This window comes from Pseudomonas sp. CYM-20-01 (assembly GCF_023169845.1).
Classification (GTDB): domain Bacteria; phylum Pseudomonadota; class Gammaproteobacteria; order Pseudomonadales; family Pseudomonadaceae; genus Aquipseudomonas; species Aquipseudomonas azotoformans.
The window spans coordinates 1027933-1044489 of the sequence record NZ_AP025169.1; the positions used below are offsets into that span (position 1 = coordinate 1027933).

Consider the following 16557-nt stretch of genomic DNA (forward strand, 5'->3'; position numbering starts at 1 on the left):
GATTCCCCATGTTTGAGCGCCTTATCCAATTTGCCATCGAGCAGCGCATCATCGTGCTGCTGGCGGTGCTGTTGATGGCCGGTGTCGGCATCGCCAGCTACCAGAAATTGCCCATCGACGCGGTGCCCGACATCACCAACGTGCAGGTGCAGATCAACTCGGCGGCGGCCGGGTACTCGCCGCTGGAAACCGAACAGCGCATCACCTTTCCCATCGAAACCGCCATGGCCGGTTTGCCCGGGTTGCAGCAGACCCGTTCATTGTCGCGCTCCGGGTTGTCCCAAGTGACGGTGATCTTCAAGGACGGCACCGACCTGTTCTTCGCCCGCCAATTGGTCAACGAGCGCCTGCAAGTGGCCCGCGAGCAATTACCCAGCGGCATCGAAACGGCCATGGGGCCGATTTCCACCGGCCTCGGTGAAATTTTCCTATGGACCGTCGAGGCTGAGGACGGCGCACGCAAAGACGATGGCACGCCTTACACGCCCACCGACCTGCGGGTCATCCAGGACTGGATCATCAAGCCACAACTGCGCAACGTGCCGGGTGTGGCCGAGATCAACACCATTGGTGGCTTCGCCAAGGAGTACCAGATTGCCCCCGACCCCAAGCGCCTGGCCGCCTATAACCTGACCCTGAATGACCTGGTCACGGCGCTGGAGCGCAATAACGCTAACGTCGGCGCCGGCTACATCGAGCGCAGCGGCGAGCAACTGCTGATCCGGGCGCCGGGGCAGTTGGCATCTATCGATGATATCGCCAACATTGTCATCACCAGCTCGGACGGCACGCCGATTCGCGTGCGCAATGTGGCCCAGGTCGAGATCGGCCGCGAACTGCGCACCGGCGCCGCCACCGAAAACGGCCGTGAAGTGGTACTGGGCACGGTGTTCATGTTGATCGGCGAAAACAGCCGCAGCGTGTCCCAGGCCGTGGCGAAAAAACTCGAAGAGATCAACCGCTCTCTGCCTAAGGGCGTAGTGGCGGTCACGGTCTACGACCGCACCAACCTGGTCGAAAAAGCCATCGCCACCGTGAAGAAGAATCTCTTCGAAGGTGCGCTGCTGGTGGTGACGGTGCTGTTCCTGTTCCTCGGCAATATCCGCGCTGCGCTGATCACCGCGATGGTGATTCCCCTGGCGATGCTGTTCACTTTTACCGGGATGTTCACCAACAAGGTCAGCGCCAACTTGATGAGCCTCGGCGCGCTGGACTTCGGCATTATCGTCGACGGCGCGGTGGTGATCGTCGAGAACGCCATCCGCCGCCTGGCCCATGCGCAACAGCGGCATGGTCGCCTGCTGACCCGCAGTGAACGCCTGCATGAAGTGTTCGCGGCGGCGAAGGAAGCGCGGCGGGCGCTGATCTTCGGGCAACTGATCATCATGGTGGTGTACCTGCCGATCTTCGCCCTCACCGGGGTGGCCGGGAAGATGTTCCACCCGATGGCGTTTACCGTGGTGATCGCCCTGTTGGGCGCGATGATCCTGTCGGTGACCTTCGTGCCCGCGGCGATTGCGTTGTTCGTCACCGGCAAGGTCAAGGAAGAAGAAAATATCGTGATGCGCAGCGCGCGCCGGGTCTATGCACCGGTGCTGGACTGGGTGATGGCGCACCGATCGCTGGTGTTCAGCCTGGCCGTACTGACCATCGTCGCCTCCGGCGTTGTCGCCAGCCGCATGGGCAGCGAGTTCATCCCCAGCCTCAGTGAAGGCGACTTCGCCCAACAGGCCTTGCGCGTGCCCGGCACCAGCCTGACGCAATCGGTGCAGATGCAGCAGCAGTTGGAAAAAACCTTGATGGCCCAGGTGCCGGAAATCGAGCGCGTATTCGCGCGTACCGGTACGGCGGAAATTGCTTCGGATCCGATGCCACCGAACATTTCTGACAGCTACGTGATGCTTAAACCCAAGGACCAATGGCCGGATCCCAAGAAGTCCCGGGAAACCCTGATCGCCGATATCCAACGTGCCAGTGCGATTGTGCCGGGCAGTGCGTACGAGTTGTCGCAGCCGATCCAACTGCGCTTCAACGAACTGATTTCCGGCGTGCGCAGTGATGTGGCGGTGAAGGTGTTCGGCGATGACATGGACGTACTCAACGCCACCGCCGGAGAAATCGCCGAGGCCCTGAAGAAACTTGATGGTGCTTCGGAAGTGAAGGTTGAGCAGACCTCCGGCCTGCCGGTGCTGACCATCAATATCGACCGCGACAAGGCTGCGCGCTTTGGCCTGAATGTGGGCGATGTGCAGGACACCATTGCCGTCGCCGTGGGTGGGCGCCAGGCCGGTACGTTGTACGAAGGCGACCGGCGTTTTGACATGGTCGTGCGTTTGTCCGACGCGCTGCGCACTGATATCGACGGGCTGTCACGCCTGTTGATTCCGGTGCCCGGTAATGCGTCTGGCCAGTTGGGTTTTATCGCCTTGTCCCAGGTCGCCAGCCTGGACCTGGTGCTCGGCCCGAACCAGATCAGTCGCGAGAATGGCAAGCGCCTGGTGATCGTCAGCGCCAACGTGCGGGGGCGGGATATCGGCTCGTTTGTCGAGGAGGCCGAGGCCGCGCTGATCGCCCAGGTGAAAGTGCCGGCGGGCTACTGGACCACCTGGGGCGGCCAGTTCGAACAGCTGAAGGAAGCCTCCGAGCGCCTGCGCATCGTGGTGCCGGTGGCGTTGCTGCTGGTGTTCGGCCTGTTGTTCATGATGTTCAACAATCTGAAGGACGGCCTGCTGGTGTTCACCGGGATTCCGTTCGCCTTGACCGGTGGGATCATGGCGCTGTGGCTGCGGGATATTCCGCTGTCGATCTCGGCGGGCGTGGGCTTTATCGCCTTGTCCGGCGTGGCGGTGCTGAACGGCCTGGTGATGATCGCCTTTATCCGCAACCTGCGTGAGGAAGGGCGCTCATTGTCGATGGCGATCAACGAAGGCGCGCTAACCCGACTGCGCCCGGTGTTGATGACGGCGTTGGTGGCGTCCCTCGGGTTTATCCCCATGGCGCTTGCCACCGGCACCGGCGCCGAAGTGCAGCGGCCCTTGGCGACGGTGGTGATCGGCGGGATCATTTCCTCAACATTGCTGACCCTGCTGGTGCTGCCGGCCCTGTATCAGTGGGCGCATCGCAAGGAAGAGGAAACACCAGGCTGAACCGTGTGAACCGGCCCGGCTGGCTGCTGACCTCGGCGTGCCCCTGATGCAGGTGCATGATCGACTGCACAATCGCCAGGCCGAGGCCGGTGCCGCCTTCGGCGCGGGTACGGCTGCTGTCGGCGCGGTAGAAACGTTCGAACAGGTGGGGCAAGTGATGGGCCTCGATACCGCGCCCTGGGTTGCCGACCGACAGCGACACGTTCTGGTCGTAGCTTTCTACCAGCAGCAACACGCTGGAGTCGCAGGGGGTGTGGCGAATGGCATTGGACAGCAGGTTTGAAATGGCGCGCTGGATCATCAAGCGGTCCCCGGTCACCCAGGCATCACCGCGCAGGCTCAGGGTCACGTGCTTGTCTTCGGCGCTGAGGGCGAACAGTTCCATCACCCGTTGCGCTTCCTCGGCCAACGACACCGGGGCAAATTCGGCCCGTGCCGCCGGGTGACTGACCTGGGCCAGGAACAACATGTCGGACACGATCCGCGACAGACGCTCCATTTCTTCGGTGCAGGATTCCAGGCTGGCCTTGTACTCCGCCGAGGGCCGCTCGCGGGACAGGGTCACCTGGGCCTTGCCCATCAGGTTGGTCAGCGGGGCGCGCAGTTCGTGGGCCAGATCGTCGGAGAACTGCGACAGCTGCTGCACCCCGGCGTCCAGGCGATGCAGCATGAAATTGATGCCCTGGGCCAGTTCGCCGAGTTCCTTGGGCAGGTTGTCCAGGGCCAGGCGATGGGTCAGGTCCTGGGTGCTGACCTTGGCCGCCACCCGGCTGAACTGCTGCAAGGGCGCCAGCCCGCGTTGCACCAGCCACCAGGCGCCCATGCCGATCAGGATCAGCAGCATCGGCAGGGCGATCACCGTGGAGCGCAGGTAGGCACTGAGCAGCGCTTCATCGTCGGAACGGTCCAGCGACAGCAGCACGCGCACGTATTCGCCCCCTTGCAGGGGCATCAGGCGCGTAGCGCTGAGAATACGATTGCCCTGGCCATCGACCCAGTTCAGATAGGCCAGGTTTTTGCCGGTGGGCACATCGAGTAACAGCGGTTGCTGGGGCTTGGCGCCGACGCTGAGGAGTACCGGTGCATCGGGCCGTGCGCCGATGATGGTCAGGTAGATGTTGTCGTGGCCCATCACCAGGTCCAGCAGTGAATGGGGGCGGTTGGTGATGCGGTGTTCATCGAGGCCCTGGCCGAGGGTATGGGCCAGTTGCTCCATTTTGTTTTCCAGGCCCTTGCGTGCGAGCTTGTCCAACTCGTGGGTCAGGGCCAGGTACGCCAGGGTTGCCAGCAGCACTACCAACCCGGCGCCCATCAGGCTGACGGTCAACCCCAGGCGCATCGACAGGCTGCTGGTCTTCATGGTCGCGCCTCCAGCACGTAACCCACGCCGCGAATGGTGTGGATCAACTTCACCTCGCTCTGGTCATCGACCTTGGCCCGCAGGCGGCTGATGGAGACTTCCACCACATTGGTGTCGCAGTCGAAGTTCATGTCCCACACCAGCGATATGATCTGTGTGCGGGTCATCACCTCGCCGTTCTGGCGCATCAGCACGTGCAACAGGGCGAACTCCTTGGTGGTCAGGTCGATCCGGCGGTTGCCGCGGTAGGCGCGATGCCGGCGCGGGTCCAGTTCCAGGTCCGAGACGCGCAGCACGTCCGGCACCGGGATGTGCTCGCTGCGCCGCAGCAAGGTGCGCACGCGGGCGAGCAGTTCGGGAAACTCGAAGGGTTTGACGAGGTAATCATCGGCGCCCATGTCCAGACCCTTGATCTTGTCGGCCAGCCGGCCGCGCGCGGTCAGCATCATCACGCGCTGGTTGCCGTCGCGGCGCAGTTGCTCCAGCACTTCCCAACCGTCGGTGTTGGGCAGGTTCACATCAAGGATCACCAATTCGTAGCTGTGCTGCCGGGCCAGGTGCAGGCCATCGATGCCGCTGGCGGCGCAGTCGACGACATAACCGCTTTCGGTCAGGCCTTGCTGCAGGTAGTCGGCGGTTTTTTGCTCGTCCTCAACCACAAGGATACGCATGGGGAGTTACCTTCATAGAAAACGAAAAGGGGCATGGCCTCATGGCGAGGCGGGGGAGGCTGTAGGAAAACTCTGAACCGTGAAGTAGCTTTAGGGTCAAGCCATGTCAGGCAGGTGCGACGATTCGTCACTGCGCCTGCACACAAAAAAAACGCCCCGAGCGGGGCGCAAAAATTCATCTCTGTTCCAAAGGAGCTACACAAAAGCCGCAGAGATGAGATGTGTTCGGTGTGCAGTGTAGAAAGTGCAACTTAACAAGAGAGTGAGACGAATATTACAGTTCTGACAGACTTCAACCTGTGAAGAGATGTAGCGCATCGGCAAGTGAATGTAATTGGCCTCCCTTAAAGCACTGCAATTGGATACTCGATAATCAGCCTAACTTCTTCCAAGTCCGACTCGAATGCACTTGAGCGCACGGTTGCCTGGCGCAGTCGCAGTGATAAGTCTTTCAAGTTTCCACTTTGCACCACGTATTTGGCCTCGATATCCCGCTCCCAGCGGCGTTGATCGGTCAGTGGGGTGCCAGCTGCATCGCGACGCATGTACACCGCGTTGGCGTTGCTGTAGTCGGCGCCGGTGCCTTTGCCGTAGCGAGTCATGAACGACAGGCCGGGGATGCCGAATGCCTGCATGTCCAGGTCGTAGCGCACCATCCACGAGCGCTCCTTGGGTGAGTTGAAGTCGCTGTACTGGATCGAGTTGTTGAGGAAGATCGAGTCTGACTGGCGCAGGTAGTCGAAGTCGTCATCGCCGTTGTTGCGCTGGTGGGAAAGGGCCAGGCTGTGGGCGCCGACCTTCACCCCGAGCCTGGCGCTCCAGATGTTGTTATCGAATTCACCGAGTTTTTTCCGGCCTTCGTCCACCGCCTTGTAATAGTTGACGTCGCCGAACAGCGAGACTTCTTCAGCCAGCGGATAGCTGGCGGCGCTGCCGAGGTAGTACTGGTCCCAGGCGTCTTTCAAGCGGCTGCTGTAGAGACTCACGCTGAGGTGTTGGTTGACGGTGTAATCACCGCCGAAATAGCCGATCCAGGGTGAGTCGACGGGCCCGGCGTAGAAGGTCGCGAAGCCTTTGTCCATGCCACTTTCGCTCGGCTGGCTCATGCCGCTCAAGCGCCCGCCTTGCAGGGTCAGGCCCTCGAGGCTGGTGTTTTGTGCGGTCACGCCACGAAAGCTTTCCGGCAACACGCGTGAATCGCCGTAGGCCACGACCGGCGTCAGCGGGAATACGTCGCCGGCCTTGATGACGGTATCCAGCACGCGCAGTTTCGCGGCACCGCCGACTTTACTGTAGGTGTCCTCGGGGTGATTTTCGCTGTCTACCGGCAGCACGCCGAACGAACCTTTGCCGCCGCTGCGGCCGGTGCCCGAGTCCAGCTTTATGCCGACCATGGCGAACGCATCCACGCCAAAGCCCACGGTGCCCTGGGTAAAGCCTGATTCGAAGCGGCCGATCAAGCCCTGCGCCCAGGCCTCTGAATAGCCATTGCCGGTGGGGCTGGACTGGCCTTTGCGATCATCGCGGTTGAAGTAGAAATTACGCGCCAGCACATTGAAGCGGCTGCCTTCGATAAAGCCCTCGGGCGGGTCCTCCACGGCCACGGCAGCCAGCGGGAAAGCGGCGCACAGTGAAAGGGGAAGGCTGTAATGACGGATACGCATGGTTCGCTCCTGGGTGTTGGCAGTTTCAGCTTCTTATGAGAGTGGGCGTTCTTATTGATTTGGCCCGGGCTGATAGTTGCAAACCACAGATAACGAAGAAGTGGCGCGAAGATTACAATTCTGGAAGCTCACACTTATCTAACAAATAAGTAATGTTCTGGTGAAGATGACGTCAGGGTCAGTTGGTTAGTCTGGGCACTGAATTTTTCAGTCGAGGAACTAATCATGAAACTTTATAAATTCGCGCTGGGTGTTTTAACTGCAATCTTGTCGTTCGGTGCGTTGGCTGAAGGTGGGGGGGATCGTACGTTCGCACTGATGATGGAGCGTAATGAAAAAGCCATGGCCGACTACGCCGCCAAAAAGGGCAAGCCGGCGCCCGAGGTGCAGGCCTATCGCTATGGCATGAAGCTGGACATTGCCAAGGTGGTTAATGTCACGCCGCCGATCCGCTCGTGCAACCCGGTGCCGTCGCGCATGACCTATGAAGACTCCAGCGGCAAGCTCAATACCCTTGAGTATCAAGTGATGGGTGTGTGCCGAAATAACGGTGGCTGATGGATCCAAAAAAATAGTTTGGCCAGGGCCTGAAGCCCGCTTAAGAAAATGCCGGCAGCGCCGATGCAGGTCAGATTCCTCTCCCTCATTTGACCATCGGTGCCCCATGTTCAACACCCGTTTGAAGCAGGAGCTGTCGGCTCTTCGCGAAGAATTATCCAGCTTGAATCAGGTCAAGGAGAGCCTGGAAAGTGAAATGCTGTGCCTGACGCTGGACGCCGAAGGCCGGGTGGAGTGGGCCAACGCCAACTTCCTGCAGGAATTGGCCTACCAGAATGGCCAACTGCTGGGGCGCGCGATCGAAGACCTGGAGCCGGCCCACGTGCGCAGGGATGAGTTCCAGCAACGCTTCAAGAATGCCCTGGTGCGCGGTGAACATTTCGCCGGCACCGTGCGCCTGATGCGGGGCAATGGCCAGGAAGCCTGGCTGCGCTCGATTGTGCAGCCGGTGCGCAGCTCCGATGGGCGCATCAAGCATTTTTCAATCTATTCCAGCGACCTCACCCGCACCATCGAGGCCTCCCGCGAGCATGAAAACCTCATGAACGCGCTGGTGCGCTCTACCGCCGTGATCGAGTTCGACCTCGGCGGGCACGTGCTGACCGCCAATGACCGTTTCCTCGGGGGCATGGGTTACAGCCTGGCGCAGATCCAGGGCAAGCATCACCGGATATTCTGCGAGCCGGAGGAATACAACAGCACCGAGTACCAGGACTTCTGGAAGCGCTTGAACGCCGGTGAGTTCGTTGCGGCCCGCTTCAAACGGGTCGACAGCCATGGTCGTGTGGTGTGGCTGGAAGCGACCTATAACCCGGTGCTGGACGCCAATGACCGGTTGTACAAAGTAGTCAAGTTCGCCACGGTCATCACCGATCAGGTCAACCAGGAGCAGGCGGTCGCGGAAGCGGCGAACATTGCCTACAGCACCTCGCTGCAAACCGACAACAGCGCCCAGCGCGGCACCACAGTGGTGACCCAGGCGGTGGATGTGATGCGCGACCTGGCCAAGCACATGCAGCAAGCCGGTGACGGCATCGAGGCGCTGAACGCCCAGTCCCAGGTGATCGGTACCATCGTCAAGACCATCAGCGGGATTGCCGAACAGACCAACCTGCTGGCGCTCAACGCCGCCATCGAAGCCGCGCGTGCCGGTGAACAGGGCCGTGGTTTTGCGGTGGTCGCCGATGAAGTACGGCAGTTGGCCTCGCGCACTAGCAAGGCCACCGAGGAGATTGTCGGCGTGGTGCGTCAGAACCAGGACATGGCCCGCGATGCGGTTGCCCTGATGACCGACGGTCGTTTGCAGGCCGAACAAGGCCTGGCGCTGGCTGCCGAAGCGGGCACGGTGATCGTGGAAATCCAGGACGGTGCGCAGAAGGTGGTCAGCGCGGTGGGGCAGTTCGCCAACCAACTGTCGAGTTGAGCGTAGGGCTTCAGGTATCGTAGGGGCTTTCTGGTATGAAGAGTCGACTGTCCATGAGCCCTACCCACCGTCGCCCCGTCCCTCTGTCCAAGGCCTACCGCTTGCTCAACCATGGCCCTACGGTGCTGGTGAGCGCTGCCCACAACGGCCAGCGCAATATCATGGCAGCGGCCTGGGCCATGCCGCTGGATTTCGAACCGCCGAAAGTGGCGGTGGTGCTGGACAAGGCCACCTGGACCCGCCAACTGCTGGAAGGCGCCGGCACGTTTGTGCTGCAGGTGCCTTGCGTGGCGCAGGCCGATCTGGTGCAAACCGTCGGTAACGTCACCGGTGCCGACACCGACAAGTTTGCCGCTTACGGCCTGCAAACATTCAATGGCGAATACACTCAGGCTCCGCTGCTGGAAGGCTGTGTGGCCTGGCTGGAATGTCGTCTGTTGCCCGAGCCGCATAATCAGCAGACCTACGACCTGTTCCTCGGCGAAGTGGTCGCGGCCTATGCCGACGAGCGTGTATTCAGCGACGGCCGCTGGCACTTCGAAGGGCATGATCAACTGCGCACCTTGCACCATGTGGCGGGCGGGCATTTTCTCAGCATCGGCCAGCCGATTGATGGGCACGCGCTCTAAGCCTTGTCAGCGCCCGAGCATCTTCACCCAGCGCGACGGCGGCATGCCGTAGGTGCTGCGAAATTGCCGGGTCATGTGGCTCTGGTCGGTGAAGCCGGCCATCATTGCCGCGTCCACCAGCGATTGGCCCTGGGCCAGCAGGCTGCGCACCAGGTCCAGGCGGCGCATGGTCAGGTAGCGATAGGGGCTGGTGCCGAACAGCAGGCGAAAATCCCGCGACAAGGCCCAGCGATCGCGACCGGCGTGGTCGGCCATTTCATCCAGGGTGATGCTGCGGCCCAGGGCACTGTGGATAAATTCGCGGGCGCGCTCGGCGGCCACGTAGTCGAAGGTCTTGCGGCTGATGATCCCGCCCGAGACGTTGTTCAGCGCGTGGGCCAGGTCGAACAGGGCGTCCTGTTCCTGCAATGGGTCGATGGGGTTGTCGAGGTTCTGCAGCAACACCTCACTGGCGCGGAACAGCCTGGGATCGGTGGACAGGCCGCCCGCGATAAACGGCAACGGCTTGCCGCCGAGGATCTGCTGGATCAGCGAGGGCTCGACGTAAATCATCCGGTATTTGAAGCCCTCTTCGCTGCCGGCGTGGCCGTCGTGGGTTTCATCGGGGTGAAGCACCATGGTGGTGCCGGGCACACTGTGGATCATGTCGCCGCGATAGTGAAAGCTCTGCACGCCTGTCAACGTACGCCCGATGGCGTAAGTGTCGTGGCGATGCGGGTCGAAGGCGAAGCCGGCAAAGTATGCCTCGATGCGATCCAGGCCACTGGCATGGGGCGCGCGGTGCAGCCAGTCGAGGGTGGCGGTGGGTTTGCCCATGGTGAGGGGTCACAAAAAAGAGAGGGAAATACGTTAACCCAGTCTGCATCCCTTGTCTGCCGGGGTCTTGTACGATTGTGCGAGTGGAGTAGGCAACGCTCGACTGTATTATTTTTGTATTGTTTTATGAGTAATTATTATTTTTTTACGATAATTTTTTCGCTATCTTGCCTCGACATTCCTTTCGAGAGGCATTTTATGAACACCCACCGTCTTGCCCAACTCAGCCAGCGTATGTCGACGATCACACTCCTGTTGATCATCACCATGCTCGTGCTCAATGCTGCTGTCTGGCTGTTTCCGGTATTGAGTTCCTCTGCTGATGGACTCGGGTTTGGCTTCGCTCTGAGCGATCGTCAGATTCAAGGGCGCGTCGAGCGGGTGGCCTTGTTCCCCTTGTGGCAGGTTCTGGGCGCCATCGTACTGTCCAGCGTCCCCCTGATGGCACTGGCGTGTGGCTTGAATCACCTGCGCAAGCTGTTTCAGAACTATGCGCGCGGCGAGTATTTCTCCAGTTCGGCAGCGTTGCATTTGGGCAAGGTCGGCAAAGCGGTGGCAATTTGGGTCTTGCTGGATTTTTTATGTGAACCGCTGCTGAGTGTCTGGGTGACGATGAACGAGCCAGTCGGCCAGCGAATGATCAGCCTGAGTGTGACGGCCCCCAGCTTTGTGGCATTGTTCCTGGCAGCCTGTATCGCGGTCATTGCGCGTATCCTGTGGCAGGCCAATGAAGTGGATTCTGAAAACCGCACGTTTGTATGAGATTCAAATGCCCATCGTGATTGAGCTGGACGTTATGCTTGCCCGACGCAAGGTCAAATCCAAGGACCTGGCGGCGGCTATCGGAATTACCGAACAGAACCTGTCATTGCTTAAACAAGGCAAGGTCAAGGGCGTAAGGCTGGGGACTCTGGATGCTATCTGCGCCTACCTGGATTGCCAACCGGGTGACTTGCTTGTGCATATTCCCGCGCCTGCTGACGACCAGTAGCCGCTTATCAACATCGCAAGAGGGACCGTCCGATGCTGTTCTCCAACCTGCCGTACGCCGCGCCGTTACTGTCATTGGCGTTGCTCTGGACCGTTGCGGTAGTGACGCCCGGCCCCAACTTTTTCAACACGGCGCAACTGGCCGCCAGTTGTTCGCGCCGCCATGGTGTGGTGGCATCAGCCGGAGTGGCCACGGGTACGATCATGTGGGGCCTGGCGGGTGGCCTGGGCATCAAGTCGCTGTTTACGGCGGCACCGATGCTGTACCTGGCGTTCAAGATCATCGGCGGCTGCTACCTGATCTACCTCGGGTTGAAACTGTTCAAGCGCTCTTCACCGAGCATGAGCCAGAACGTGCTGCCGGACGAAGCCCGGCGTTCGCTGTTTTCCGCGTGGCGCCTGGGGTTGCTGGGTAATTTGTCCAACCCCAAGGCCGCCTTGTTTGTTGCCACCATCTTCGCGTCAACCATGCCGCCCTCGCCGTCACCGATGTTGCTGACCCTGGCGGTGATCACCATGGCCACCTTGTCGTTCAGTTGGTATTCCAGCGTCGCCCTGGTGTTTTCCAGCGAACGCATGGCCACGCTCTACAGCCGATCGCGCAAGTGGCTCGACCGCTTTGCCGGCGGTTGCTACGTGTTGTTCGGTGCACATCTGGTAGCGAATCGCTGACGGCCCGTGGTAAGAAGCCTTACGTTCAACAGTGAGGTCGGGTCATGGGCAAGGTGCGGGTAGGTATTATTTTTGGTGGCCGTTCGGCAGAGCACGAAGTGTCGTTGCAGTCGGCGCGCAATATCGTCGATGCGCTCGACCGCTCGCGCTTCGAGCCGGTGTTGATCGGTATCGACAAGGCCGGCCATTGGCACCTCAACGACACCTCGAACTTCCTGCTCAACCAGGAAAACCCGGCCTTGATCGCCCTCAACCAGTCCAACCGTGAGCTGGCGGTGGTGCCCGGCAAGGCCAGCCAGCAGCTGGTGGAGACTTCCGGCGGCGGTCTGTTGGAACATGTCGATGTGATCTTCCCCATTGTCCACGGCACCCTCGGCGAAGACGGCTGCCTGCAAGGCCTGTTACGCATGGCCGACCTGCCTTTTGTGGGTTCCGACGTGCTCGGCTCGGCGGTGTGCATGGACAAGGACATCAGCAAGCGCCTGCTGCGCGATGCCGGGATTGCCGTCACGCCATTCATCACCCATACCCGCAGCAATGCGGCGCGTACTTCGTTTGAGGCTGCGGTGAACAAGCTCGGCCTGCCGATGTTCGTCAAACCTGCCAACCAGGGTTCCTCGGTAGGCGTGAGCAAAGTCGGCGACGAAGCCGAGTACCAGGCGGCCGTTGAACTGGCGCTGGGCTTTGATGAAAAAGTTCTGGTCGAATCGGCGGTAAAAGGCCGCGAAATCGAATGCGCCGTGCTGGGCAATGAACACCCCATCGCCAGTGGTTGCGGCGAGATTGTGGTGAGCAGCGGTTTCTATTCCTACGACAGCAAGTACATCGACGACCAGGCCGCCCAGGTGGTGGTGCCGGCCGATATCAGCCATGAAGCCAGCGAGCGTATTCGTCGGTTGGCCATCGAGGCCTTTGAGGTGCTGGGCTGTTCCGGCCTGGCACGGGTCGATGTGTTCCTGACCGACGATGGCGAGGTGTTGATCAACGAAATCAACTCACTGCCCGGTTTTACTCGCATCAGCATGTACCCCAAGCTGTGGCAGGCGGCGGGCATGAGCTACAGCGAACTGGTGAGCCGGCTGATCGAGCTGGCGCTGGAGCGGCATGCGGGGCGCAAGGGGTTGAAGATCAGTCGGTGATGCGAGCAATCCACGAATAAATCAGTGTCTTTACTTCCTCCGGGTGATGCGTCCTGCGGCGGTAGCTGGCAAAGGTGGGGGAGGTGCAGTAAGTGCACACCTCACTCACCTCGATTTGTTCACGCCGGATGCCGGCCGCTTGCAGCAACATCACGCCATACCCGCTCAAGTCAAACCACGCGCTTGCTGCTTGCCTGGCGTGGGGCGGTGCAATTTGCGGGGGCAATAACGGTGCGGGTTGCGCTGTGCTCCACGGCGCCCGCCCGGTTGACCACAGGTGCCCCTGGTCAGCCTGGAACTGCGCAACAAAGCCCTCGCTCACCTCATAGCAGCACGGTTTGATCGACGGTCCGATCGCCACGCGCAACTGGTCGACTGCAATTCCTTCGTCGGTAAAACGCTTGATTGCATTGGCGATGATCCCGCTTTGCAGCCCCTTCCATCCACCATGCACCGCAGCGACCTTTTCGCCGTTTTGCGCGGCAATGAGAAGGGGCAGGCAGTCAGCGGTGATCACCGCGATGGGCTGATGCTCACCTGTGCACACCCCGTCCGCCTCAACGGTATTGGGTACCTGGTCGGCTTGCCACTCGATCACCGAGGCGCTATGCACCTGCTTGCAGATAAACACCTCTGCCGGGCGCAGCGGATCGTTGATCGAACAAAAACCATGATCGACGCCAGGAATGGCGCCGAGATTATCGGCCTGATGCACGCGTGTTTTCTCCGTTGATTGAAGTGTTCAGTCGCCGACCGCTTCGCCTTCGCGCCGCGGGTCGGCGCCGCCGCTGAGCGACACCTTGCCCTGGGCATCCCGCGTGCGAACGATGGCCTGGATGCCGCTGGTCATATCGATCTCGCTCAGCGCATGGCCCTTGTCCTTGAGGGCCTGTTTCAGTGCAGGGCTGAACAGGCCGCTTTCCAGCTCGGTCGCGCCGTTACGGCTGCCGAAATTCGGCAGGCTGATGGCCGCTTGCGGGTCAAGTTTCCAGTCGAGCATCGCCACCAGGGACTTGCTCACGTACTCGATGATTTGCGAGCCGCCGGGCGAGCCGAGCGTGGCCAGCAGCTCGCCGCTCTTGCGGTCGAACACCAGGGTCGGCGCCATGGCCGAACGTGGGCGCTTGCCAGGCTCGACGCGGTTGGCCACCGGCTGGCCGTCCTTCTCGGGGATAAACGAGAAGTCGGTCATCTGGTTGTTGAGCAAGAAACCCTGGACCATCAGATGGGAGCCAAACGCCGCTTCCACCGTGGTGGTCATCGACACGGCACCACCCTGGTCATCCACCGCCACCACTTGTGAGGTGGAGATGCGCAGCGGCGAGCGATCCGGCGCATAAGCCACCTGGATACCCGCCGGTACGCCCGGTTTGGCGATACCCATGCTGCGCTCGCCGATCAAGGCGGCGCGCCTGGCCAGGTAGTCCGGTGCGACGAGGCCCGCGACCGGCACGGGGACGAAGTCTGCATCAGCGACGTAGAGACCGCGATCAGCAAAGGCCAGGCGACCGGCTTCGGCCAGCAGGTGCACGGCGTCGGGCGTTGGTTCAAGGCCGGCAGGCGCGGCGCTTTTTACCGGTGGCATCGCTGCGATGTCGTGGGCTTGCAGCGCCTGCAAGGTGCCCAGGATCTGCGCGATAGCGATCCCGCCCGATGATGGCGGTGGCATGCCGCAGACTTTCCACTGCTTGTAATCGGTGCACAGTGGGGTGCGCTCCTTGGCCGTATAGCCTTTGAGGTCTGCCTGGGACAGGCTGCCCGCGTTGCGATGGCCTTGCACCTTGCGTGCGATCTCATCGGCAATCGGCCCTTGGTACAGCGCGTCCGGGCCTTCCTTGGCGATGCGTTTGAACACATTGGCCAGCGCCGGGTTTTTCAACACGGTGCCGGTGGCTTTCGGTGTGCCATCGGCATTCAGGAAATACGCCGCCATATCCGGTGACTGCGGGATGTTACGGTCAGCCGCGATCAGGCTGTGCAGGCGCGGAGACATGGCAAAGCCCTGCTCCGCCAGGCGGATCGCCGGCTCGAACAGCGTGGCCCATTGCAACCGGCCGGTCTTCTTGTGCGCCATTTCGAGCGCGCGCAGTACTCCAGGCGTACCGACTGAGCGTCCACCAATTTGCGCTTCTGGAAACGCCATCGGCGTGCCGTCGCCTCTGAGGAACAAACGCTCGGTGGCCCCGGCCGGCGCGGTTTCACGGCCGTCATAGGCGTGTACGTTTTTCCCGTCCCATAGCATGATGAACGCGCCGCCGCCGATGCCGGAAGACTGCGGTTCCACCAGCGTCAACACCGCCTGCATCGCAATTGCCGCATCGATCGCCGTACCACCCATGCGCAACATTTCGCGCCCGGCCTCCGCCGCCAGCGGGTTGGCGGCCGCGGCCATATGGCGCTCGGCGTGTTGGGTGGTGAGGTCGGTGCGATAGCCGGAACCCAGCTCCGGTGCTGGTGGCTGTTCGTTGATCGGGGTATGACAGGCAGCCAGGGTCAGGGCTGCGGCAATCATCGACAGTTGACGGCGGGAAATCGAAAACACGCGCTGAACTCCGTTCATTTTGAGAATGATCTGTTGTCCTTGGGGTAGTGCGTTTTACAGGTAAATCGTGCCTTGCAGGTAGAGCACCGCGTGGCCGGAAATGATCACGCGATCACCCTTGAGCTCGCAGCGCAGTTGGCCACGGCGCTTGCCGCCCTGTTCGGCGGTCAACCGGTTCTTGCCCAGGCGCTCAGCCCAGAATGGCGCCAATGAAGTGTGGGCCGAACCGGTCACCGGGTCCTCATTCACGCCCACATTCGGCCCGAACCAGCGGGAGACAAAATCAAACCGTGCGCTCTTGGCTGTCACGGCGATGCCGCGTTTGGGCAGGCCCTTGAGGCGGGCGAAATCCGGGGTCAGTGCGGCGACTTGCGCTTCGTCTTCCAGCAGTACGATGTAGTCATCAGTGCTGAACACGTCGGCCTGTTCAATGCCGAGCGCGCTCAACATGCCATCGGGCGATTCGCAGGGTTGTGGTTGCTTGGCGGGGAAGTCCATCGCCAGTTCATCACCATTGCGCGTCACCCGCAGTTCGCCGCTGCGTGTGGCGAAGCGCAATACCTCTGGCGCGTCCGTCAGTTGGTGAATCAACACCCACGCCGCCGCAAGCGTGGCATGGCCGCACAGGTCCACTTCGACTTCGGGGGTAAACCAGCGCAATTCATAGAGTTCACCGCGAGGTACAAAATAGGCGGTTTCAGAGAGGTTGTTTTCGGCGGCGATGGCTTGCAGTTGCTCATCGCTCAGCCACTCGGTAAGCGGGCAGACCGCCGCCGGGTTGCCGCCGAAGGGGAACTGGCTGAAAGCGTCGACTTGGTAGATGTCCAGTTTCACCGTGGAGCACTCCGTGCATAGAAGGGAGGCTGGACACTAACAGTGGGTCAAGGGAGCGTCAAAATACAGATGGCGCCTTTTTTTGCGCGCAAGTGCACCGCTCGTAACCGCAA

Annotated in this window: 15 protein-coding genes; 8 read left to right on the plus strand and 7 right to left on the minus strand. The window is 61.1% G+C overall.

Annotated features, from left to right (window positions below; translation table 11 throughout):
* Positions 1-8: 8 nt before the first annotated feature.
* Entirely contained in the window at positions 9-3146 is a 3138-nt protein-coding gene (locus M2497_RS04410; RefSeq protein WP_248485970.1) for a CusA/CzcA family heavy metal efflux RND transporter, read from the plus strand.
* Here M2497_RS04410 and M2497_RS04415 read toward each other — a convergent pair.
* The 3 genes from M2497_RS04415 to M2497_RS04425 all read right to left on the minus strand — a co-directional run bounded on the left by M2497_RS04415 (position 3061) and on the right by M2497_RS04425 (position 6841).
* Entirely contained in the window at positions 3061-4506 is a 1446-nt protein-coding gene (locus M2497_RS04415) for a heavy metal sensor histidine kinase (protein WP_248485971.1), read from the minus strand. The two genes, M2497_RS04410 and M2497_RS04415, sit on opposite strands and share 86 nt — an antisense overlap.
* Positions 4503-5177 carry a heavy metal response regulator transcription factor gene (locus M2497_RS04420; protein WP_248485972.1) on the minus strand — a complete coding sequence of 225 codons (675 nt, stop codon included), beginning with the start codon at positions 5175-5177 and terminating at the stop codon, positions 4503-4505. Before M2497_RS04420 ends, M2497_RS04415 begins: the two co-directional genes overlap by 4 nt.
* Positions 5178-5521: 344 nt before the next feature.
* On the minus strand, positions 5522-6841 hold the full coding sequence (locus M2497_RS04425; RefSeq protein ID WP_248485975.1) for an OprD family porin: 1320 nt from the start codon (positions 6839-6841) through the stop codon (positions 5522-5524).
* A 225-nt stretch (positions 6842-7066) separates the two neighbouring features.
* Here M2497_RS04425 and M2497_RS04430 point away from each other — a divergent pair, with 225 nt between their 5' ends.
* The 3 genes from M2497_RS04430 to M2497_RS04440 all read left to right on the plus strand — a co-directional run bounded on the left by M2497_RS04430 (position 7067) and on the right by M2497_RS04440 (position 9451).
* Positions 7067-7399 carry a DUF2790 domain-containing protein gene (locus M2497_RS04430; RefSeq protein WP_248485976.1) on the plus strand — a complete coding sequence of 111 codons (333 nt, stop codon included), beginning with the start codon at positions 7067-7069 and terminating at the stop codon, positions 7397-7399.
* Between the two features lie 106 nt (positions 7400-7505).
* Positions 7506-8822, plus strand: a complete 1317-nt coding sequence (locus M2497_RS04435; RefSeq protein WP_248485977.1) for a PAS domain-containing methyl-accepting chemotaxis protein — start codon at positions 7506-7508, stop codon at positions 8820-8822.
* A 53-nt stretch (positions 8823-8875) separates the two neighbouring features.
* Positions 8876-9451: a flavin reductase family protein gene (locus M2497_RS04440; RefSeq protein ID WP_248485978.1), complete on the plus strand. Its 576-nt coding sequence runs from the start codon at positions 8876-8878 to the stop codon at positions 9449-9451.
* A gap of 6 nt (positions 9452-9457) precedes the next feature.
* Here the strand turns inward: M2497_RS04440 and M2497_RS04445 are convergent, their stop codons facing one another.
* Positions 9458-10267, minus strand: a complete 810-nt coding sequence (locus M2497_RS04445) for an AraC family transcriptional regulator (RefSeq protein WP_248485979.1) — start codon at positions 10265-10267, stop codon at positions 9458-9460.
* Positions 10268-10465: 198 nt separating this feature from the next.
* Between M2497_RS04445 and M2497_RS04450 the strand changes: the two genes are divergently transcribed.
* From M2497_RS04450 to ddlA, 4 genes are read left to right on the plus strand one after another with little or no spacing between them, the layout of a single operon-like run.
* Positions 10466-11029: a DUF2975 domain-containing protein gene (locus M2497_RS04450; protein ID WP_248485980.1), complete on the plus strand. Its 564-nt coding sequence runs from the start codon at positions 10466-10468 to the stop codon at positions 11027-11029.
* 7 nt (positions 11030-11036) lie between these two features.
* Positions 11037-11258, plus strand: a complete 222-nt coding sequence (locus M2497_RS04455) for a helix-turn-helix transcriptional regulator (protein ID WP_248485981.1) — start codon at positions 11037-11039, stop codon at positions 11256-11258.
* Between the two features lie 32 nt (positions 11259-11290).
* Positions 11291-11929, plus strand: coding sequence for a LysE family transporter (locus tag M2497_RS04460; RefSeq protein WP_248485982.1), 639 nt, complete (start codon positions 11291-11293; stop codon positions 11927-11929).
* Positions 11930-11973: 44 nt separating this feature from the next.
* Positions 11974-13068: a D-alanine--D-alanine ligase gene (gene ddlA / locus M2497_RS04465; protein WP_248485983.1), complete on the plus strand. Its 1095-nt coding sequence runs from the start codon at positions 11974-11976 to the stop codon at positions 13066-13068.
* Here ddlA and pgeF read toward each other — a convergent pair.
* Genes pgeF through M2497_RS04480 form a run of 3 tightly spaced genes read right to left on the minus strand, consistent with a single transcriptional unit; the run spans position 13058 to position 16444 of the window.
* Entirely contained in the window at positions 13058-13783 is a 726-nt protein-coding gene (pgeF, locus tag M2497_RS04470) for a peptidoglycan editing factor PgeF (protein WP_248485984.1), read from the minus strand. The genes ddlA and pgeF overlap by 11 nt on opposite strands.
* Before the next feature lie 27 nt (positions 13784-13810).
* The gene (ggt, locus tag M2497_RS04475; RefSeq protein ID WP_248485985.1) at positions 13811-15628 is read right to left on the minus strand and encodes a gamma-glutamyltransferase; all 1818 of its coding nucleotides are present in this window, start codon (positions 15626-15628) and stop codon (positions 13811-13813) included.
* 36 nt (positions 15629-15664) lie between these two features.
* Positions 15665-16444 (minus strand): PhzF family phenazine biosynthesis protein, encoded by a 780-nt coding sequence (locus M2497_RS04480; protein ID WP_248485986.1) that lies wholly within the window; start codon positions 16442-16444, stop codon positions 15665-15667.
* Positions 16445-16557: the final 113 nt, after the last annotated feature.